The following is a 21,041-nucleotide window of genomic DNA, read 5'->3' as shown; positions in this document are numbered from 1 at the left end:
TCCTGATTAATTCATTCCCAATCTGCTTCTCGCTGTTCATCTGTTCTAATCCTGTGCTTCCAACTCAGAGGGCAAAAGAGCGCCTTGTAACGATATCAATACAGCTATATTGATTGGTCTGCTTGCCCTTTCTACCAAGGCGTAACGATTAGTTTTCGCAGGACGCTTGGTGAGCAAATTTTCTAAACTGATCTTGATCAACGCATGAATCTCTTAACCCCTCTAGGCTGCTTCCTCTCAAATATAGTTAAGCGGTGATGTGATGAGCGCGACGATACAAGATAATTTCGGTGAACAATATTATAAACAGCTGCCCACGTTGGGGCAGAGTATTGCTCAACAGTTGCAGCTATTTGGTGTGCAGCGAGTCTATGGTGTCGGTGGCGATTTTGTCGCTAACTTGATCAATGCCTTGGCTAAGCAGATCCCGGTGTTACCTTCGAGCAACGAGATGCACGCGGGTTTTACCGCTTGTGCACAAGCGGAGCTCAACCCATTAGGCGTGTGTTTGATGACTTACACTGTGGGCAGCCTGCCTTGCACATCGGCAGCGGCATTGGCCCGTACCGAAGGTTTGCCGGTGATTTTTATTTCGGGTGCACCAGGCGAGGCGGAGATCAACAGCGATGCGCTGCACCATAGCGTTCATCCACATACTGCGTGGCACACTGATCTCGATGCAGCGTTAAATGCGTTTAAAGCCTTAGGTCTTCGTGCCGAACGTCTGCAAGGTCAGCGTCATAGTGGTCAGCCTAACGTAGCTGCTGAGCAGTTTTTAGATCTGTTGACCCATGCTTTTATCAATCGTCAGCCAGTGTACATTGAGATCCCAAGAGACTTAGTGCATCAGCCGACGCAGGCTCTGTGTCTACCCCAAGATCTTACGGCGTTGCAGACTCAGGCACTTAATCTGAGTGGTGCCGAATATATTGCCGCTCAGATTGAGGAAAAATTGTCGCTAGCCAAATATCCTTTGGTTTTTCTTGGAGAGAAGCTGAGGTTAAATAAAGCATTGCTCAGTAACATTATCGACTTTTGTCACCAACAGGGTTTGCCTTATGCAACCAGTTGGTTTGGGAAAGGGATGTTAGATGAATGCGACCCATTGTGTTTGGGCAGCTATAATGGCGTCTTTAGTAAGCTTCAGCATCAAGCCTATATCGATGAGCAAGTTGATTATGTCTTAGAGCTGGGCAGCGCCATTTTCCCCTCTGACACCAACAATGCTTTTAGCAGTCAAACGCACACTATCGACAATCATCCCAATAAGACCATGGTCAAAGGTACCGCAAGATTAGAGCAAGATATCTTAGCTGTGATGACCCAGCTACGCAGCCATTACCGTGATGAATCTAGGCCTAAATTTAAGGCACCGTTATCCAATCAGGGCGAGCCTAGGTTTGAGTGCGACGGTAGTTTGGGGTATCACAATATCGCCGCCTGTATTAATCGGGTGCAGCGACAGTTGCAGCGTTCATTTATTTTTGTGCCCGAGGTTGGCAATTCCTTGTTTGCCAGTTTTGAACTCGAAACGGGCGCGAGTGATATTGGCCGCAGTTATTTGGCGAATCCTTGGTACGCTGCGATGGGAACAAGTTTGCCTTATGCGAGAGCGATTGGTGATCAACTCGCGCAGCTTGGCAGTCAGCAGACTATTTTAGTGCTTACTGGAGATGGCGGGTTTAATTTTCAGGCCAATGAGCTCATCAATCTGCAAAAGCAGGGGGCGAATGCCATTATCGTGTATATGCGCAACAACATTTTCCATTTAGGTAAGGCGGGTGATGCCCCGATTTATGCATGCAATGACGATGGTTTCGATCCCAAGTTACTGATCAGCGCATATGGTGGCAAAGGCCATCTGTGCCAAAGCAGCGGTCAGTTTGTCGATATCTTAGCGACTTGCGTTGAGATGGGCGGATTGCATCTTATCGAGGTGCCCACAGGATTAGATCTGGTCTTGCAAAGTGATACGACTAAAAAACTGAACTGCTATATTGGCTATCGAAATGGCGATCCCGATGCGACAAAACAGTGGCAAGCGCTTTGTCGCTAATTAAGGGGTATTTGTTGAACTGACTGAAAAAGCCTGCGTCTTGCAGGCTTTTTCACATAGGTTGGACGTACAACTTATCTAGCGCCTGTGGTATCTTTGGCGACAATGAAATCTATCAATTTAGGCATGAACTATTCTATGCAAAATATTGCACAAATCATCGCTCAGGAACTCAACGTTCGCGAGCAGCAAGTGACAGCAACAATCACGTTATTGGATGACGGCGCTACGGTTCCTTTTGTGGCGCGCTATCGTAAGGAAGTCACCGGTGGTTTAGACGATACTCAGCTGCGCACATTATTTAGCCGTTTAGGGTATTTACGCGATCTCAACGATAGACGTAAGGTGATTCTTTCTAGTATCGATGCCCAAGGCAAGTTGACGCCTGAATTGCAAGCGGCAATAAATGATGCTGACAGCAAGACTCGCCTCGAAGATCTTTATTTACCTTATAAGCCTAAACGCCGCACTAAAGGGCAGATAGCTATTGAAGCGGGCATCGAACCTTTGGTCGATCAGCTGCTACAAAATCGTCAAGCCAATATCGAAGCCGCAGCCAGTGAATTTATTAATAGTGACGCTGGTTTTGGTGATACTAAGGCTGTGCTAGATGGCGCGCGTTTTATTTTGATGGAGCGTTACGCCGAAGATGCCGAGTTGCTGCAAAAGGTGCGTCGCCACCTAAGTCAAAACGCAGTGCTTGAAAGTCGTATGGTTAAAGGCAAAGAGAAAGAGGGCGCTAAGTTTAGGGATTACTTTGAGTATAGCGAGAAGATGATGCAGATCCCATCGCATCGCGCCTTGGCTATGCTGCGTGGTCGTAACGAAGGTGTGTTAAGCCTGAACATGAATGCCGATCCTGACACCGAGGCTAAGCAAGGTAGCTATTGCGAAGTGCTCATTAGTGAGCACTTTAAGCTTAAGCTGACCGACAGTGATGTCGACCAATGGCTTAAACAGGTCGTTACCTCGACATGGCGGATCAAAATTGCACTGCAAATGGAAACGGAGTTTGTCGCTAAACTTCGTGAACGTGCTGAAACCGAAGCGATTAATGTGTTTGCGCGTAACTTAGGTGATTTAATGATGGCGGCTCCAGCGGGCGCTAAATGCACATTAGGGCTTGATCCTGGTTTACGGACTGGGGTTAAGGTCGCGATTGTTAACAATACCGGTAAGTTAGTGGCTCACTCGACCATTTTCCCCCATGCGCCGCAAAATCTGTGGGACAAGTCGATCCGCACTCTGTCTAATTTAGTCAAAATGCACAAGGTCGAGCTGATCGCTATTGGTAACGGCACCGCTTCCCGCGAAACCGATAAATTGGCTGCAGAACTAATTGCGGCGATGAAGGCGGAAGTTCCCCATTTGACTAAGGTTATGGTCAGTGAGGCGGGCGCGTCAGTTTATTCTGCCTCTGAGCTAGCGGCGGAAGAGTTTCCCGATCTAGATGTTTCGATTCGCGGTGCAGTCTCTATCGCTCGTCGTCTGCAAGATCCGTTGGCAGAACTGGTTAAAATTGAACCTAAAGCGATTGGTGTCGGCCAGTATCAACACGATGTAAGCCAGAGTCAGTTATCTCAGTCACTAGAAGCCGTGGTCGAAGATTGTGTAAATGGTGTGGGGGTAGACTTAAACATGGCGTCAGTGCCTCTGCTGGCACAAGTTGCAGGTTTAAACAAAACCTTGGCTCGCAATATTGTTGAATATCGAGATGAGAATGGTCAGTTTAGTAGTCGTCAGCAGCTGTTAAAGGTTGCGCGCCTTGGGCCTAAGGCATTTGAACAGGCGGCGGGTTTCTTGCGTATTCGCAATGGTGACAGCCCATTAGATGCGAGTGCCGTTCACCCTGAAGCTTATGCATTAGTTGAGACGATTGCGCGCGCTCAGCAACAGGCGGTCGATACCTTGATAGGTAACGGTGACTTGTTAAAACAGGTCGATGCTAAGGCTTTTATCACCGATGAGTTTGGTCTACCCACGATCACCGATATCTTAAGTGAACTTGAAAAGCCCGGCCGTGATCCTCGTGGAGAGTTTAAGACGGCTGTCTTTAAAGAGGGCGTGGAAGAGGTCAAAGATCTTAAGCTTGATATGATCTTAGAGGGGGTGGTGACTAACGTGACCAATTTTGGTGCGTTCGTCGATGTGGGTGTTCATCAAGATGGCTTAGTGCATATTTCATCATTAACCGATAAGTTTGTTAGCGATCCTCACACTGTGGTTAAGGCCGGCGATGTGGTGAAAGTTAAAGTGATGGAAGTGGATGTTGAACGTAAACGCATTAGTTTGAGCATGCGCCTTGATGAAAAAGCCTCGGAAAAGGCAGCTGCACCGCGTCAGGCTGCACCTAAGGCAAATAAAGCTGGTCAAGGTAAACCTGCGCAAAAGAACCATAACAAACAAGCGAAAGCCCCCGCCAATGCAGCGATGGGGAATGCTTTTGCCGATGCATTCGCTAAATTAAAGAAGTAGCACCATAGTTGAAGTAGAAGATTGCCGAGGCCCAATGCCTCGGCATTTTTGTATTGTGGGTGTGCAACCAGACCGAGATCCTGCAGGATTTAAATATGACTTTGGCGCGAAAACACTGGTGCGCCAAGAGCAGAGTGATGAGATGAAACTGGTGGCATTATCTTGGGCATTGTGGGGCAGTATGGCTTATCAAAATCAGCTATACAAAACACCACCGTTAGAGAGTGAAGCGCCTTAAATAAAGGTTGATAACCCAGGCTCTCCCTTGGGGAGGGTTTGAGTTTGATAGAAGCTCGAAATGTGTGCAGATACCGTTTGATAAAAGCTCGCTGCTTGGGGTTCTAATGGCGTCTTGGTGCTCACCACTGGCGCTTGACGTGGCTCGGTCTGAGGGGGGCGAATATCTCGGCGTTGTAGGGCTGGTTTGATTAGTTGAGGCCGAATGATGGCAGGTGCAGTGCGCGGTGCCTGTTCCCGCTGCTGTTTTCCTTCCTGCTGTTGTTGACCGTGCCCTTGCTGCTTAGCCTGAACTTTTTCATGTAGCTTGGCTTGGATATTGGCTTGATCTGCTGCGCGCTCATTTTGTGGGTTAAAAGGGCGCTCTTCGTTTCCCTTCGACAGTTGTGGGGCTGGAATGATAGGTGGGCGTTGTTGGTTTTCCACCCGTGCAGTATCCGTAGCGGGATTAGTCGTCGCTATGGGCACTTGGGGATAGTTGGTAACCACTAACATTGAGTTCACTCCTACACTAGTGTTTAAATAATAAACAAAAAATGCATTAAATTAAAGTGATTCCTAGCTAATCTTATTGAGCCAACTCAAAACGCCGTCAGAAAATGCCTGCTTATGCGAGAAGAACGGCGCGTGAGACGCCTTGGCTAAGATCAAATCTTCTGTCTGATCATTCGCTGGTGGCATTAAGGGTTGTACTCGGCGTGAGACTAAACCATCGAGTCGACCCCATACCCGTAGCCAAGGCAGATCTAGCGTTCCAAGTTGTGGACGTAGGTCTACCTCCTTTAACATAGTGAGTCCCTGTTGAAGTGCTGAGGCCTGTGGTAGCGACTTGGCCATCACGAGATCTCTTAACTGCTTGATGTCCTGCTTGGCCGTTTCACTTCCCATCGCTTGGATCGCTAAGAAGCGCTCTATCATTTTACTTAAGTCTTGATTTAGCTGTTCACCAAATTGATGGAGTACTTGTGGCGAAATGCCCGGCCAACCCTCATCTTCTCTCGCCATAAAGCAGGGAGATGAAGCTATGGTGAGCAATGCCTTTATATGCTTTGGATAACGAATTGCAGCGCGTGTTGCAACGAGTCCGCCCAGTGACCATCCGGCCCAAATCGCATTTTCTGGAGTTTTCTCGACAATGTGGTCAACCCAGGTATCAATATCGCCATCAAGTGCTGGGCTGTCACCAAATCCAGGCAAATCAACATAATAGACGCAATACTGGGACAGCATTTGATGTAGTGGTTCAAATACTGCGCTGTTTACTCCCCAGCCATGAAGCATGACGATGGGGTGCCCCTGTCCTATAGTTTGAATATGCATGGATTGCTGGCTCACCAAAATGCCTCTACCTAAATGGATGTTAACTTATACGCTAACTTTGAAGCGCACAGTCTCTCTACTGGGACGCTTGTTGGGCGCTAGTTTACCGAATCGCTGTTTGATGTGCCAACAGGATATAACAGATGACGGTCGAGGGATCTGTCAGCACTGCTTATCTGCCAGCCTCTATCAAACTCCAACCTGTCTCGGCTGTGGTCGAACCATGTTAATGCAGACGGCGTACTGTGGTCGCTGCATGGTAGTTTCTCCCCTAATGGTGATCGCGCCAGCCAGTTATCACCAAGGGATTGGTGAGCATGTTGCTGCGATCAAGTATCAGGCTCAATTAGCAGGGTTAGAGAGTCTAACCAGAGCGTTAGTGCAACGGGTCATGGAGCTGGAAGTGCTGGCCATTATTCAGCGGCCTCAGGCATTGGTTGTCGTTCCACTGCATCCTAATCGCCTGCGCCAGCGAGGATTTAATCAAGCATGGTTGATTGCCGATAGTCTGAGTCGACAGCTTAATATTCCCTTAGTTGATGATGCAGTGTTGCGGCGAGTCGATACCAAGCCTCAGGCGGGATTAACAGGGAAGCAGCGGCGGCGCAACTTAGCTAACGCTTTTGAGTTAAATGATGATTTTAACTATCAACGTATCGCAATCGTTGATGATGTTGTCACGACAGGAACCACAGCTAATACGATAGCGGCACTGTTTGAAGCTCGCTATATTCATGTCCAGGTGTGGTGCTTAGCAAGAGCCGAGGCGCCAGGGTTACTCGATAACTGACTCAACGCCTTATTCTATAGCTTGCCTCACCGCAATAGTCACAGCCGGTTCGTCTCTTTGCCGTTATGGAAGATAGCTTCTATTGGCAGTTCAAATAGTCGCGCTATCTTAAAAGCGAGTGGCAAGCTTGGATCACATTTATCTTTTCAATCGCGTTAATGGTTTGCCGAGATACGTCGAGTAAACCCGCCAAGTCGGCTTGAGTCCAGCGATACTAACGATGACATAGGAGTTTTTAGATGGGAAGCGTAGAAATTGGAGGCTAAATGGTTAAAAGCTTGATGAACTCGCGTTAATTGCAGTCCATCAAGCGCTTAGGGGGGATTATTTATCTTGGGTATATTTATCCATGATCAGTGCGCAGGCGGCATCGCCAGTGATATTCAATGAAGTACGGATCATGTCGAACACTCTGTCTAAGGCAAATAACAGCGGCAGGCCATCGATAGGAATTCCCGCGGCCATCAGTACGGCAACAACGAGAAAAGAGGGACCGGGTACACCAGCTTGGCCTATGGCGCCTAAGGTCGCGGTAAAAATAATGGCAGCGTAGGCGGTGAGTGAAAGGTCGATACCATACATCTGAGCAAAAAACATCGCCACTAGGCCGTAGTAAATTGCATTGCCACTCATATTAATCGTGGCACCGAGTGGCAGCACGAAAGAAGCGGTTGCTTTAGAGACCTTAAGTTCCTCTTCGCAGGTTTCCATCGTGACGGGTAAGGTTGCCATGGATGATGCGGTGGATAGCGCCATGACCTGAGGCTTCTTCATCACACTGATAAATTCTCTCGCACTGACGCGAGAAAAGAGTTGTACAAGAAGCGGGAAAAATAGGAAACCAAACAGTAAAATAGCAACGACAAACACTGCAAACAGTTTGAATACCACTTCAAGCGCATCGAAACCGAAGGTGCCGACGGAATCTGCCATCAGGCCGAATACACCGATTGGGGCGATGATCATCACACAGTTAATCATCCATACAAACGCATCGACGATGGTATTTAGAGCGGCCAGAATCGGCTTGGCACCATCGCCTTTGACTTTGGTGAGCGCGATACCAAAAAAGATACTAAAAACGAGGATCTGTAAGATGTTACCGCCAGTTAATGACTCGAACACATTCGTTGGGATCATGCCGATAAAGGTATCCATGACTCCAGGTAGCGCACCTTGTTCCTCGGTGACCGTCATTAAATTACTGCTACTGTGAGCGGTAAAATCGACGCCTTGGCCAGGTTGGAACAAATTGCCTAGCAGCAGTGCCAAGCCGACAGCGATACCAGAGGTGACAATGAAAAAGCCAAAGGTACCGATACCAATTTTTCCTGCAGAGGGGCTATCACCTAGGCTTGCAGCTCCTGAGATAATCGAGACTAGCACGAGAGGGATCACTAGCATCTTGATTAAATGAATGAAAATAGTGCCAAGCGGAGCGAAAATGCTGGCATCTTCCCCCATGATGAAGCCGACAATGGCACCAATGATCATCGCAATGACCACCTGCACCCCGATATTACGCATAAGTTTATGGGTTTTGTTTGCCACAATGGCCTCTTAGTTATCGTATTTTTGATTGATCGATTATAGCGATTTTATTAAGGGCAGGAGGCTAGCATTACTGCAAGGCTAGGTCTGTGAATCGTGACAAACCTTGATGATAAAATAGGGCTCTGAAGATTAAAGTAGGATTTAATTGGCGAAAGTGAATTTTTTGTGTGAAAAATTTGCTGTTTTTTCAAAATAATGATGGTGTGGAGGACTATTTATGCGGATGCTGCAATTGGCTCATGGTGTAAATTGATTGAGGAGGCCGAAGCCTCCTCAAAACTGTTGTCATTTTCGCATACTGATGTGGATTAGGGTTGAGTGGTCGTCACCAGAGATGATAGATGTTGATAGAAGCGCTGGTTGAAGCCATCTTCTTCGCCATTATAGGTAATATTCAAGTAGTCATTCTTGGTACCATATCCCATCGCCTCGTTGAGGGTGATCTCAATAATATCAGCGCCAACAATCAAGTAATGATCTGGCAATATAAACTCGGCGAATTTAGCAGGAAGATCCACTTGTTTTATTTGGATCATCGATTGGCCGCTAGGGCTAGTCTGTAATGACCATTCATAGGTTTCCTTTTCACCCGTGATATCGATACTTATCCGCTTAGTATTTTCATCCACTTCAATGTCGTGTGGATAGAAACTTGGCCAAAAGAGCCTCGCTATATCTGTGGTGGTGAGTCGTAGGGGATCTTGATGCGCTGGCATTGGCCAAACATTAAAATCATCTTGAACTCGACACATGACATCTTCGGCCTGTTCAATGGTGTAGCGATAAACAACTGTGGGCCAGTTCAGAGTGCTCAGTTGTAACGCCGCAGGTGTGGTGCTGAGGATGGCTTGCCAGTCGCTACCATTACTTTGGTATTTAGTGAACTCAACGGTTACAGGTACGTTAGTGCCGCTATAAACCGTTTGTAGTTTGTTATTAATAAACTTAATTGCATGAGGTTGATAGCCTTGATCATCTCTATCTGGGTTGATCCATTTCCCCATATCAGTATTCCAGCACTCTTCGATTTGTGCTGTAGCGTCATCCGTAGCAATAACTTGCCCCCATACTTTGCCATCGTTTATTGAGCCTGTGAATGACAGCGCAGGATCCCCGTAATCTAGTGTAAAAAAGTTATTTATTTTTGCTGGAGCCAAGTTGAATTTACTGGGCTGCTGCTCGTCTTCCAGGAAATTGGTGGTGATCACCTGCCAGTCATCTGCTGACATGATTTTTTGATCGATCGGGGTTTCAATATAGCCTTGGGCCAATAAAGCGTTGTTAACTAGGAAGCGTATTTCCATGGGATCGCTGTCTAGGTAAGCCTGGGTTTCCATGCCGCTGTCGCTCACTAATTGCTTGAGCTGTTCTTTGCCCATCGACATCACATCATCGACTGCTAAATAATCGGTAAGCTGATTGCCGATAAGTGCGTCAATGTATTGATGCAATTTGTAGGTATTTTGAAAATTAACATCGACAGACTGGGCTGCAGAGAGTTGATAAGTATCGGCTTCGCCTCTGTCATAAATGGTATGTAAAAGGGCGATAAGAAAAAGTCGTTCAGTGGCGATGTCAAGGGGCGTTTCACTCGCTTGTCGCATGCGATCAATACGTTGAAACTCAATGTTAGTTAGGCTATTGATGGCACCATTGTGCTCCTGTGCTGCCATGAGCTTAGCTTCACCGTTTGATATGACTGAGTTATTAGCATCGACGCCATGCAATGATAGCTCTGGCTTGATGGCTGCTTTTAGGGGGGAGGGTTTACTCAAACTTTGGGATATTTGAACCCATGTGGCGATAAGGTCATAAATGGGTTGCTCATGTTCGCTTTGCCAATCAATTTGATAAAGCCCATCACTGTCGGTTGTTGAACTGGGCTCGGATTCACCACATTGTCCATTTTGATCTAAATCGACACAGACATCGGCGCCTGCGATGGCACCCATATGGATAACATTGCCCGTGATTTGATGATTAAAACTGCTTGGTGGTGTTCCACCATCTGGTGGCGTGCCGCCGTCAGGGGAAGTGTCTGTACCGTCATCGGAGTTGGATCCGCCGCAGGCCGAGAGCAAGCTAGTAGTGAGTAAAATTGATGTGAGAAGCTTTAGACGCATATTTGTGTCCTTACAAATATTAAATAGAAAAAGGGTCAGTGGACTAACCCCTTACCGCAGGGGCTTTATTATCTATAGTTATGATTAAATTACCATTACCCGTTCGGGTAGGTTGGGTGTAAGTCTAAAGTAGTGGGTAAAACGGCCCCTTTACGGAGCCATATTGATAGTGAGGGGGGCTAATCTATTACGCTTTAGGACCTGCCTGTTTAATTGCATCAGAAACATCGTATTTAACGAAGTTAGCGGCAAACTCTTCGGCGAGTTGCTGAGCGTACTTGTCATATTCTGTCTTATCAGCCCAGGTGTTTACTGGATTTAATAGTCGGCTATCTACACCAGAAATCGCAACGGGTACATCGAGGTTAAGCTTATCGATATGCACGGTTTCTACATCTTTTAGCTCACCACTGACAATGGCATCGATAATAGCGCGAGTAGTTGGAATATCGAAACGCTTGCCAACCCCATGAGGGCCGCCAGTCCAACCCGTGTTAACGAGATAAACTTGGCTGCCAAATGACTCAATGCGCTTAATCAACAGCTCTGCATATACCCCTGCTGGACGTGGGAAGAAAGGCGCACCGAAACAGGTCGAAAAGGTCGACTGAATTGCAGAGGTTGAGCCCATCTCTGTAGAGCCCACTTTAGCTGTGTAGCCAGAGAGGAAGTGATAAGCCGCTTGCTCTTTGCTTAGCTTAGACACTGGCGGTAATACGCCTGAAACGTCACAAGTTAAGAACACAACTGCATTTGGCTCTGCGCCACGATTTTCCTCTTTACGTTGAGCGATATGCTCAAGCGGATAAGCCGCGCGGCTATTTTCGGTTAAGTCGGTGTTGGTGTAATCTGGTACACGATGCTCATCCAAAGTCACATTTTCGAGTACCGTACCAAAACGGATAGCATCCCAAATGACAGGCTCATTTTTTTGGCTTAGGTCGATGCATTTAGCATAGCAACCGCCTTCGATATTAAATACGCCGCCCGGTGCCCAACCGTGTTCATCGTCACCGATGAGAAAACGCTTAGGATCGGCCGAAAGGGTGGTTTTACCTGTGCCAGATAAACCGAAAAACAGCGTGGTATCCCCTTCTGTGCCGACATTTGCCGAGCAGTGCATAGGCAGTACGCCCTTGGCCGGTAATAGGAAGTTTTGCACTGAGAACATCGATTTTTTCATCTCACCGGCATACTTGAGTCCAGCAAGTAGCACTTTGCGGTCGGCGAAGTTGATGATAACCGTAGCGTCTGAATTGGTACCATCACGCTCTGGGTCACATACAAATCCGGGGGCATTGATTATCTGCCATACAGGTTTGTTGGCGGCGTTGAATTGCTCTGGGACGATAAATAGATTACGAGCAAATAGCTGATGCCAAGCCGTTTCTGTCGTTACTTGAATAGGTTGGTAATGCTCAACATCGGCACCCACTTATAGGTTGGTAATGCTCAACATCGGCACCCACTTCAAGTTCAGAAACAAAGGTTTCTTTGTTTAATAGATAAGTTTTTACGCGATCCCATAGGGTGTTAAACGCATCCATCTCGAAAGGCTTATTAACAGAGCCCCAATCGATCTCATTTTCAGAGCTGGCTTCTTTGACGATAAAGCGGTCATTAGGTGATCGTCCAGTACGTTCACCTGTTTTTGCCACTAGTGCACCATTCGCCGTTAGCTCTCCTTCGCCACGAGCAAGTGCAAACTCAATAAGTTGTGCCGTTGAAAGATTTGTATGACTTTGCTTAGATCCATCCGCCATCTGTAAGGTCTCCATCATTTTTAGTAGGTTTGAGGTGCCAGTCTTTGCCAGCTTGTTATTATTTTTTCTGCGTGATAGGAGCAGAATCGTGATTGTAACTTAAGCGCTATTGAATATGTGAAGAAGATTGCGAAATTGTTAAAAAAAAGAGGGTGCTCACAGGCACCCTCTTTTAGCTTTTGAACTGGGACTGATTATTTACTGTTTTGTATCTGGTGTTTGGACATTGTTAAACAGGGCTTCGATATCGATAGCGTCGAAACTGTAGTTACTGTTGCAGTATTCACAGCCCATCTCTATTTTGCCTTGCTCTGCCAAAATAGAATCTAACTCTTCTTTTGACACAGTCTTAAGAGCTTGGCCACTGCGTTCGCGAGAACAGGTGCATGAGAAGCTCACCTCGATAGGGTCGAATAGGCGAACCTCTTCTTGGTGATACAGGCGATGCAATACATCAGTGGCGTCTAGTTCAAATAACTCTTCTGCTTTAATGGTGCTCGTTAGTTGCTCTAGATGTTCAAACTCTTCATTGTGCTCGCTCTCTCCTGGTAGCACCTGAAGCAGCATGCCCGCGGCTTGTTTGCCGTTGGCAAATAATCGAATAGTGGTTGGCAACTGTTCCGATTGAGCAAAATATTGCTCCAAGCATTCTGCTAAGGTTGGCTTGTCTAGAGCCACGACGCCTTGATAACGCTCGCCATTGGTTGGCGTTAGGGTAATGACCATATGGCCTTGTCCCATCAGCTTTGCTAGATCCGCATCATTATCTACCTCACCATCCCAGCGGGCTACACCTCGCAGTTGTTGAAGGTTATTGCCATTAATCACGGCTAAGGAAACAGGGCCATTACCTTGTACTTGAACGCTAATATCACCGTCGAATTTTAACGTTGCTGTGAGCAATGAGGTTGCGGCCATCAGTTCACCAAGTAGATGCTGAATCGCTACTGGGTAAGTGTGGGCGGATAGGATTTCTTGGTAACTTTTTTCGAGTTGCACGATTTGACCACGTACATCGGCGTTATCAAATAGGTAGCGGTTTAATATATCTTTGCTCATTTCAGTCTCACAGTTAGCTTTCTTTAAAGCGTATTAGTTGACGACGCTGCTTTTTATCTGGCTTAGTATCTGGTGCCGGATTATTAAGTACATTTAAGCGTCTCGCTTCGGCATAGGTTTCTCTTTTAGCTATGCTTTCAGGCGTTTCTTCGTATAAGGTTTGTGCGATCACCGCTTTTTGGCGTTGTTCGGATAATTTTTTTATGACGACCTCTTTTTCGTCATATCCCTGTCTTACTCTAATTACGGCATTAATTTCCGCAACTTTGCTCGATTTAGCGCGCTGGCCATTGTAATGTACTTTGCCGCCGTTAATCATCTCTTTGGCTATGGCTCGCGTTTTATAAAACCGTGCTGCCCATAACCATTTGTCGAGCCTAACTGAAATCTGCTGATCAGATGTCATGGTTATCGTATCTCCATAGATATATAAAGATGGGCGAGTTCACAAGCTGGACAATAAGTCCGATGCTGAGCGGCGGGATAAGATGATATAGCGACCCACTTCACACCCTTTTTAGGCGCGTAAAGTTAGCATAATTAGTCTTCGTAGGCCAATTTAGCTGCTGTTGTGGGCTTGTTGCCGATAGCAGTGTAGGTTAGCATGAGTCATAAGTTCCTAAATTATCATAACCAGAATAGAGACCTGTATAGAGGGTCCACATAATATGGATATATTAGATAAAGCAATTTCTATCGCCAAAGGCATACCTCATAAGCCTTTGAGTAGCGCTACTTTTGGAGTGGGACTCGTTGTCACCATCTATTTATTAGCTGAGATCACATGGAAGTTGGTTCCTGTCTCTGAGACTCCAGGGGCATGGCAACCTGTTCCGACGAGTAATGGTAACTCCTCTTCAGTCGTGAATCTGACCACCTTGAAGAATTTGTCACTTTTTGGCAAAGCGGATCCCAATGATAACCAACCTAAAGTTGCCCCAGTCGAAGAGAAGATCACCGACGCACCAAAGACCTCACTATCAATTCAGTTAACTGGCGTTGTAGCTTCAACGTCGGAACAACATGGTTTAGCGGTTATCGAATCCAGTGGCAGCCAAAACACTTACAGCTTAGGCGACAAGATAAAAGGTACCTCAGCATCGCTTAAAGAGGTGTATGCAGATAGGATTATTATCTCTAACAGTGGTCGCTATGAAACCTTGATGCTAGATGGTCTCAAATATAATACCGAAAGTGAGGCGAATAGGCAGTTGCAAGAGGCCAAGCGCTCCCGTGACGTTCGCCAAGTTGATCAGAGGGATAATCAAGCCGTTGCTGAAGAGTTAGAGAATTCTCGTGACGAGATACTTGCTGATCCAAGTAAGATCACCGATTACCTCGCTATTTCACCAGTTAACAGTAACGGTGAGCTCCAGGGGTATCGTTTGAATCCTGGGAAGGACAGAGAATTATTTCAACAAGCTGGTTTTAAAGCCAACGATTTAGCAAAATCAATCAACGGCTATGATCTGACTGAAATGAGCCAAGCATTGGAAGTGATGGCACAGTTGCCAGAATTGACCGAGATCTCTTTGATGGTAGAAAGAGAGGGTCAACTGGTTGAGATCATGTTTAGTTTGCCGCAATAAAAAAGGGTTTAGGGGACGTTATTAAATGAACAATAAGAAAATTCGCCGCAATCTTATCGCGAGCGTTGTTATGGGGGCCTCATTATTAGCGCCTTCGCTTGCATGGTCAGAACAATATGCGGCCAATTTCAAGGGCACAGATATTCAAGAGTTTATCAATATTGTTGGTAAAAATTTGAATCGAACCATCATCGTCGACCCAACTGTGCGCGGTAAGATTAACGTGCGTAGCTACGACCTTCTTAGTGATGAGCAATATTATCAGTTTTTCCTCAACGTACTGCAGGTATACGGTTATGCAGTCGTCGAGATGGACAATAACATCATCAAAGTGATTAAAGACAAGGATGCCAAAACTTCGGCAATTCGAGTCGCCGATGATAATAAGCCTGGTTTGGGCGACGAGATGGTCACCCGTATTGTGGCTCTGTATAACACAGAGGCTAAGCAGTTAGCGCCACTACTTCGTCAGTTAAATGATAATGCTGGTGGCGGTAATGTCGTTAACTATGATCCATCTAATGTCTTAATGATCTCGGGCCGTGCTGCCGTGGTTAACAAGCTGGTTGATATTGTGCGTCGCGTCGACAAGCAAGGGGATACCGAGGTTCAAGTGGTACCACTCGAGTTTGCCTCTGCTGGCGAAATAGTGCGAATTATCGATACCCTTTATCGCTCAACGGCAAATCAGTCGCAACTTCCTGGTCAGGCGCCTAAAGTGGTCGCCGATGAACGAACGAATGCCGTGCTTGTGAGTGGCGATGAAAAGAGTCGCCAACGTGTGGTTAGTTTGATTAAGAAGCTCGATGCCGAACAGGCTACGACTGGTAATACCAAAGTGCGCTATCTTCGCTACGCTAAAGCTGAAGAGTTAGTCGAAGTGTTGACAGGGTTTGCCGAGAAGCTCGCCAGCGATCAAGATGGTGGTGCTCAAGCGCAGGGCGGTCGCAGTAAGCGCCGTAATGATATTAATATCATGGCCCATGCCGACACCAATGCATTGGTCATTAGCGCAGAACCCGATCAGATGCGCACCATCGAAAGCGTGATTAACCAGCTGGATATTCGCCGAGCACAGGTATTGGTTGAAGCGATTATCGTAGAGGTGTCAGAGGGTGATGATGTTGGTTTCGGTATCCAGTGGGCCACAGAGGCCGGTGGTGGCACTCAGTTTAACAACCTAGGCCCGACTATCGGTGAGATCGGTGCCGGTATCTGGCAGGCACAAGATCAAGATGGCACTAAGATTTGTACCGAAAACGGTACATGTACCGAAAACCCAACGCAGAAGGGTGATATCACTCTGCTAGCCCAAGCACTTGGCAAGGTTAACGGCATGGCCTGGGGCGTGGCTATGGGTGACTTTGGTGCGCTGATTCAAGCCGTTTCCAGCGATACTAAATCGAACGTACTGGCAACGCCTTCTATTACCACGCTGGATAACCAAGAAGCGTCATTCATTGTCGGTGATGAAGTGCCGATTCTAACTGGCAGCCAGAACTCCAGTAATGGTAACAGTAACCCATTCCAAACGGTTGAACGTAAAGAGGTGGGTGTAAAACTTAAAGTGGTACCACAAATTAACGAAGGAAGTACGGTTAAGCTGACCATTGAGCAGGAAGTCTCTGGCATCAATGGTAAGACTGGCGTCGACGTGACTTTTGCAACTCGTCGTTTAACCACAACTGTGATGGCTGATTCGGGTCAAATCGTGGTGCTAGGTGGCTTAATTAACGAAGAAGTACAAGAGAGCGTGCAGAAGGTACCGTTCCTTGGCGACATTCCTATTATCGGTCACCTCTTTAAATCGTCTTCTAGTGGTAAGAAAAAGAAAAACCTGATGGTATTTATTAAGCCAACCATTATCCGTGACGGCATTACCATGGAAGGCATTGCTGGTCGTAAGTACAACTACTTCCGAGCATTACAGCTTGAGCAGCAAGAGCGTGGCGTTAATCTGATGCCGAATACGAATGTGCCAGTGCTTGAAGAGTGGGATCAGGAGGCATATCTGCCACCTGAGGTGAATGACGTACTGGAGCGTTATAAAGATCGCAAAGGATTAGAGACGCAAATGCGTGAAACCGATCCAGCGCTTAAACATATTTCTGATAACAAAAAGCAAGATGCTACCGATGAGTGATCTGCAAGCCGCTCAAAGTGATGAGCTTGCCCAAGTATCGAGTGAACTTGGGCTGGTCTCAGAGGCCGAATCGGATGAAGTGTTTCACTCAAATAGTCGTGAGCGTTTACCTTTCGCTTTTGCGCATCGATTTCAACTGGTTTTAGATAAAGGCGAAGATGAACAGCTGATCCTTTATCATACTCAAGCAACGCCGCTTGAGGCGATGCTTGAGGTTAGGCGTTATACCGGCCAAGAGTTGGCACTAGTGGTGCTTGAAGCCAATGTATTTGAGGCTAAGTTGACCCAGGTCTATCAGGCGAACTCTTCTGAAGCGCAGCAGTTGATGGAAGATATCGGTAATGAGATGGATCTGTTCACCCTTGCTGAAGAGCTACCGCAAACGGAAGATCTGCTCGAAGGTGATGATGATGCACCGATCATTAAACTGATCAACGCGCTGTTATCTGAAGCGATTAAAGAGGAAGCGTCTGATATTCATATCGAGACCTATGAAAAGCAACTCGTGGTGCGTTTCCGTGTCGATGGTGTGCTCAAAGAGGTGCTCAAGCCAAATCGCAAACTATCGTCGTTATTGGTGTCGCGTATCAAGGTCATGGCGCGTTTAGATATTGCTGAAAAGCGTGTCCCGCAAGATGGTCGTATCTCGCTGCGTATTGCCGGCCGTGCGGTCGACGTGCGTGTATCGACCATGCCATCGAGTCATGGTGAACGTGTGGTTATGCGTCTGCTGGACAAGAATGCCGGTAATCTCGACTTAAAACAGCTGGGTATGACAGATACGATTCGTCATCAATTTGATGAACTGTTACGTAAGCCCCACGGTATTATTTTGGTGACAGGTCCAACAGGTTCGGGTAAAAGTACCACACTGTATGCGGGCCTTACCGAAATTAACTCTATCGACACCAATATCTTGACCGTCGAAGACCCTATTGAATATGAATTGGCAGGTATCGGTCAGACCCAAGTTAATACTAAGGTGGATATGACCTTTGCTCGAGGTCTACGAGCTATATTACGTCAAGACCCTGATGTGGTGATGATTGGTGAGATCCGTGATTTAGAAACGGCTCAAATCGCAGTGCAAGCCTCGCTCACGGGCCACATGGTTATCTCAACACTGCATACCAATACCGCATCGGGTGCGATCACCCGTTTGCAGGATATGGGTGTAGAACCTTTCTTAGTTTCATCGAGTTTACTGGGTGTGTTAGCTCAGCGACTGATCCGTACTTTGTGCCCTAAGTGTAAGACAGAGCATGTCCCCGATGAGCGCGAGCGCGAACTGCTCGGTATCTCTGCTGACGATCCTCGTACCATATTCCGCGCCAATGGATGTGCCGCTTGTGGTCACAATGGTTATCGTGGTCGTACCGGTATTCACGAACTCTTGTTGGTAGATGACAATATTCGTGAGCTTATCCATACGGGCCGTGGAGAGTTAGCCATTGAAAAGCACATTCGTAAATCGGTTCCTAGTATTCGCCATGATGGTATGAGTAAGGTACTCGGTGGGGTGACAACCCTTGAAGAAGTGCTGCGCGTCACTCGCGAGGAGTAATCGATGCCCGCATATGAGTACAAGGCGCTTGATGCCAAAGGAAAACAGCAAAAGGGTGTCGTTGAAGCCGATACGGCGCGTCATGCTCGTGGACAGCTGCGCGAACAGCGCTTAATGCCACTTGAAATTACCGCGGTTGTAGAGAAAGAATCGAAAACCAAGAGCGGTGGTTTTAGTTTTAAGCGCGGGATCTCTGTCGCCGAATTGGCATTAATTACTCGTCAGATAGCTACCTTAGTCGCGGCAGGTTTGCCGATAGAAGAGGCACTAAAAGCGGTTGGCCAGCAATGTGAAAAGGATCGTCTTGCCAGCATGGTGATGGCGGTGCGCTCACGGGTGGTCGAAGGTTATAGCCTTGCCGATTCAATGGCTGAGTTCCCCCATATTTTTGATGATCTTTATCGCGCCATGGTGGCATCGGGTGAAAAGTCGGGTCATCTTGAAGTGGTGCTTAACCGTCTCGCCGATTATACCGAACGTCGTCAGCAGCTTAAAAGCAAGATGACCCAAGCGATGATTTATCCAATCGTGCTTACTGTTGTGGCGATTAGCGTTATCGCGATATTGCTCGCTGCTGTAGTGCCACAAGTGGTCGGTCAATTTGAGCATATGGGGCAAGAATTGCCATGGACGACCCAACTCTTGATCGCTTCATCTGACTTTATTCGAGATTATGGTTTGCTGGTGTTGGTGGCGATAGTTGTTGCTATGGTGGGTGCTAAGCAGTTACTTCGAAACGCTGCGAATCGAATGCGCTTCGATAGTGCATTGTTAAAAATGCCGGTGATTGGTCGTGTCAGCAAAGGTCTTAACACTGCCCGTTTTGCTCGTACATTAAGTATCTTAACCGCCAGCTCAGTGCCTTTGCTTGATGCGATGCGCATTGCCAGCGAAGTGTTAATGAACGTTCGAGTAAGAGCCGCTGTCGAAGAGGCGACGGCAAGGGTGCGAGAAGGGACAAGCTTAGGCGCGGCATTGGCCAACACAAAACTTTTTCCACCTATGATGCTCTATATGATCACCTCAGGTGAAAAAAGTGGTCAACTCGAGCAGATGCTTGAGCGTGCCGCAGACAACCAAGATCGTGAGTTCGAGTCAAATGTGAATATCGCGCTTGGGGTGTTTGAACCTTTGTTGGTGGTGAGTATGGCCGCGGTAGTGTTGTTTATCGTGTTGGCGATCTTACAACCCATTTTAGAACTTAATAACATGATTAGTGGATGATGCAATAGGCGTCAACACTGCAGTAGCGTACTAACTTTGATGGTTAGGCACTTTTATAGAGGATGTATTAATGCAAGCAAGAAACAAGCAAAAAGGTTTTACCCTATTAGAAGTTATGGTGGTTATCGTTATTTTAGGGATCCTTGCTTCTATGGTTGTACCTAATTTGATGGGCAACAAAGATAAGGCCGATATACAGAAAGCGGTATCCGATATTGTTGCCTTAGAAAACGCAATGGACATGTATCGCTTAGATAACAGCATTTACCCAACAACGGAGCAAGGGTTAGAGGCGTTAGTGCAAAAACCAACTATTTCACCTGAGCCGCGTAACTACCGTGAAGACGGCTATGTGAAGCGTCTTCCTCAAGATCCTTGGAGAAATAACTACCTGCTTTTAAGCCCTGGTGAGCAAGGTAAAATTGATATTTTTAGTGCTGGCCCTGACGGTCAACCAGGTACCGAAGATGATATCGGTAGCTGGAACCTTAAAGACTTTCAATAAGTAGAGCCTAGCTAATGAGAGTGTCACGCCAGACAGGGTTTACCCTGATGGAAGTGCTGTTAGTTGTACTGATCATGGGGTTGGCAGCTTCGGCTGTTACTTTTACCACTGGCGGTGCGGATAAACAGCAGGCACTCGAGCGCGTGGCTAGGCAGTTTATGGCGTCGACCGAGCTAGTGCTCGATGAAACGGTGCTTAGCGGCCACTTCATCGGTATTGTGATTGAAAAAGACAGCTATAAATTCGTGTTTTATGACGAAGGTAAATGGAAGCCACTGCAACAAGATAGATTGCTTGCCGAGCGGCAGATGGAGTACGGGGTTCAGATGCACTTAGTGCTCGATGGTTTACCTTTGTCTCAAGATGATGAAGAGCAAGATTCATGGTTCGATGAGCCGCTCATAGAGCCATCGGCTGATGATAAGAAAAAGTTTCCTGAGCCTCAGGTGATGCTGTTTCCCAGTGGCGAGATGAGTTCGTTTGAGCTGACCTTTGTTGGTAAAGATGAACAGGGTAACGAGATTGAAGCCTTAGTGGTGGGTGATGCCTTAGGTCGGCTGACTCTGGGGCGAGAGGAGGAGTTTAATGAACTACCTCGTTAATTTCGGCCAACACATATTACCATTACGTTGGGGGACC

Annotated in this window: 16 protein-coding genes and 2 pseudogenes; 10 read left to right on the top strand and 8 right to left on the bottom strand. The window is 47.0% G+C overall.

What is annotated here, in order from left to right:
- Positions 1-262: 262 nt before the first annotated feature.
- From K0I62_RS18110 to K0I62_RS18100, 3 genes are all read left to right on the top strand, one after another.
- Entirely contained in the window at positions 263-2,056 is a 1,794-nt protein-coding gene (locus tag K0I62_RS18110) for a thiamine pyrophosphate-binding protein (RefSeq protein WP_220069409.1), read from the top strand.
- A gap of 138 nt (positions 2,057-2,194) precedes the next feature.
- Positions 2,195-4,531 carry a Tex family protein gene (locus tag K0I62_RS18105; protein WP_220071450.1) on the top strand — a complete coding sequence of 779 codons (2,337 nt, stop codon included), beginning with the start codon at positions 2,195-2,197 and terminating at the stop codon, positions 4,529-4,531.
- Positions 4,532-4,565: 34 nt separating this feature from the next.
- Positions 4,566-4,769 carry a hypothetical protein gene (locus tag K0I62_RS18100; protein WP_220069408.1) on the top strand — a complete coding sequence of 68 codons (204 nt, stop codon included), beginning with the start codon at positions 4,566-4,568 and terminating at the stop codon, positions 4,767-4,769.
- On the opposite strand, the gene K0I62_RS18095 is transcribed toward K0I62_RS18100, so the two are convergent.
- Together K0I62_RS18095 and bioH are read right to left on the bottom strand one after the other, a co-directional pair.
- Positions 4,766-5,263: a hypothetical protein gene (locus tag K0I62_RS18095; protein ID WP_220069407.1), complete on the bottom strand. Its 498-nt coding sequence runs from the start codon at positions 5,261-5,263 to the stop codon at positions 4,766-4,768. The genes K0I62_RS18100 and K0I62_RS18095 overlap by 4 nt on opposite strands.
- 63 nt (positions 5,264-5,326) lie before the next feature.
- The gene (gene bioH / locus K0I62_RS18090) at positions 5,327-6,088 is read right to left on the bottom strand and encodes a pimeloyl-ACP methyl ester esterase BioH (protein ID WP_220071449.1); all 762 of its coding nucleotides are present in this window, start codon (positions 6,086-6,088) and stop codon (positions 5,327-5,329) included.
- Between the two features lie 37 nt (positions 6,089-6,125).
- On the opposite strand from bioH, the gene K0I62_RS18085 reads away from it, so the two are divergent.
- Positions 6,126-6,878, top strand: a complete 753-nt coding sequence (locus K0I62_RS18085) for a ComF family protein (protein ID WP_434086857.1) — start codon at positions 6,126-6,128, stop codon at positions 6,876-6,878.
- 38 nt (positions 6,879-6,916) lie between these two features.
- Here K0I62_RS18085 and K0I62_RS19305 read toward each other — a convergent pair.
- The 6 genes and pseudogenes from K0I62_RS19305 to hslR form a co-directional block, all read right to left on the bottom strand.
- Positions 6,917-7,071, bottom strand: a pseudogene (locus tag K0I62_RS19305) (helix-turn-helix transcriptional regulator).
- A 131-nt stretch (positions 7,072-7,202) separates the two neighbouring features.
- Positions 7,203-8,405 (bottom strand): dicarboxylate/amino acid:cation symporter, encoded by a 1,203-nt coding sequence (locus K0I62_RS18080; RefSeq protein WP_220071448.1) that lies wholly within the window; start codon positions 8,403-8,405, stop codon positions 7,203-7,205.
- A gap of 335 nt (positions 8,406-8,740) precedes the next feature.
- Positions 8,741-10,555 carry a hypothetical protein gene (locus tag K0I62_RS18075; protein WP_220069405.1) on the bottom strand — a complete coding sequence of 605 codons (1,815 nt, stop codon included), beginning with the start codon at positions 10,553-10,555 and terminating at the stop codon, positions 8,741-8,743.
- Positions 10,556-10,742: 187 nt separating this feature from the next.
- Positions 10,743-12,318 (bottom strand): annotated as a pseudogene (locus tag K0I62_RS18070) (phosphoenolpyruvate carboxykinase).
- 198 nt (positions 12,319-12,516) lie between these two features.
- Complete coding sequence (hslO, locus tag K0I62_RS18065; protein ID WP_220069404.1) at positions 12,517-13,377, bottom strand: Hsp33 family molecular chaperone HslO; 861 nt, start codon at positions 13,375-13,377, stop codon at positions 12,517-12,519.
- Positions 13,378-13,390: 13 nt separating this feature from the next.
- The gene (gene hslR / locus K0I62_RS18060; protein ID WP_220069403.1) at positions 13,391-13,783 is read right to left on the bottom strand and encodes a ribosome-associated heat shock protein Hsp15; all 393 of its coding nucleotides are present in this window, start codon (positions 13,781-13,783) and stop codon (positions 13,391-13,393) included.
- A 262-nt stretch (positions 13,784-14,045) separates the two neighbouring features.
- Between hslR and gspC the strand changes: the two genes are divergently transcribed.
- From gspC to gspH, 6 genes are all read left to right on the top strand, one after another.
- Positions 14,046-14,966: a type II secretion system protein GspC gene (gene gspC, locus K0I62_RS18055; protein ID WP_220069402.1), complete on the top strand. Its 921-nt coding sequence runs from the start codon at positions 14,046-14,048 to the stop codon at positions 14,964-14,966.
- 25 nt (positions 14,967-14,991) lie between these two features.
- Complete coding sequence (gene gspD / locus K0I62_RS18050; protein ID WP_220069401.1) at positions 14,992-17,109, top strand: type II secretion system secretin GspD; 2,118 nt, start codon at positions 14,992-14,994, stop codon at positions 17,107-17,109.
- Positions 17,102-18,673 carry a type II secretion system ATPase GspE gene (gene gspE / locus K0I62_RS18045; RefSeq protein WP_258405043.1) on the top strand — a complete coding sequence of 524 codons (1,572 nt, stop codon included), beginning with the start codon at positions 17,102-17,104 and terminating at the stop codon, positions 18,671-18,673. Before gspD ends, gspE begins: the two co-directional genes overlap by 8 nt.
- A gap of 3 nt (positions 18,674-18,676) precedes the next feature.
- Positions 18,677-19,897 carry a type II secretion system inner membrane protein GspF gene (gspF, locus tag K0I62_RS18040; protein ID WP_220069400.1) on the top strand — a complete coding sequence of 407 codons (1,221 nt, stop codon included), beginning with the start codon at positions 18,677-18,679 and terminating at the stop codon, positions 19,895-19,897.
- Between the two features lie 70 nt (positions 19,898-19,967).
- Positions 19,968-20,402, top strand: coding sequence for a type II secretion system major pseudopilin GspG (gene gspG, locus K0I62_RS18035; RefSeq protein WP_220069399.1), 435 nt, complete (start codon positions 19,968-19,970; stop codon positions 20,400-20,402).
- A gap of 14 nt (positions 20,403-20,416) precedes the next feature.
- Positions 20,417-21,004: a type II secretion system minor pseudopilin GspH gene (gene gspH / locus K0I62_RS18030; protein WP_220069398.1), complete on the top strand. Its 588-nt coding sequence runs from the start codon at positions 20,417-20,419 to the stop codon at positions 21,002-21,004.
- The last annotated feature ends 37 nt before the right edge of the window (positions 21,005-21,041 follow it).

The organism is Shewanella psychrotolerans (genome assembly GCF_019457595.1).
Classification (GTDB): domain Bacteria; phylum Pseudomonadota; class Gammaproteobacteria; order Enterobacterales; family Shewanellaceae; genus Shewanella; species Shewanella psychrotolerans.
The sequence above is the reverse complement of the archived record's forward strand: the minus strand, read 5'-3'. Positions and strand labels throughout refer to the sequence as shown.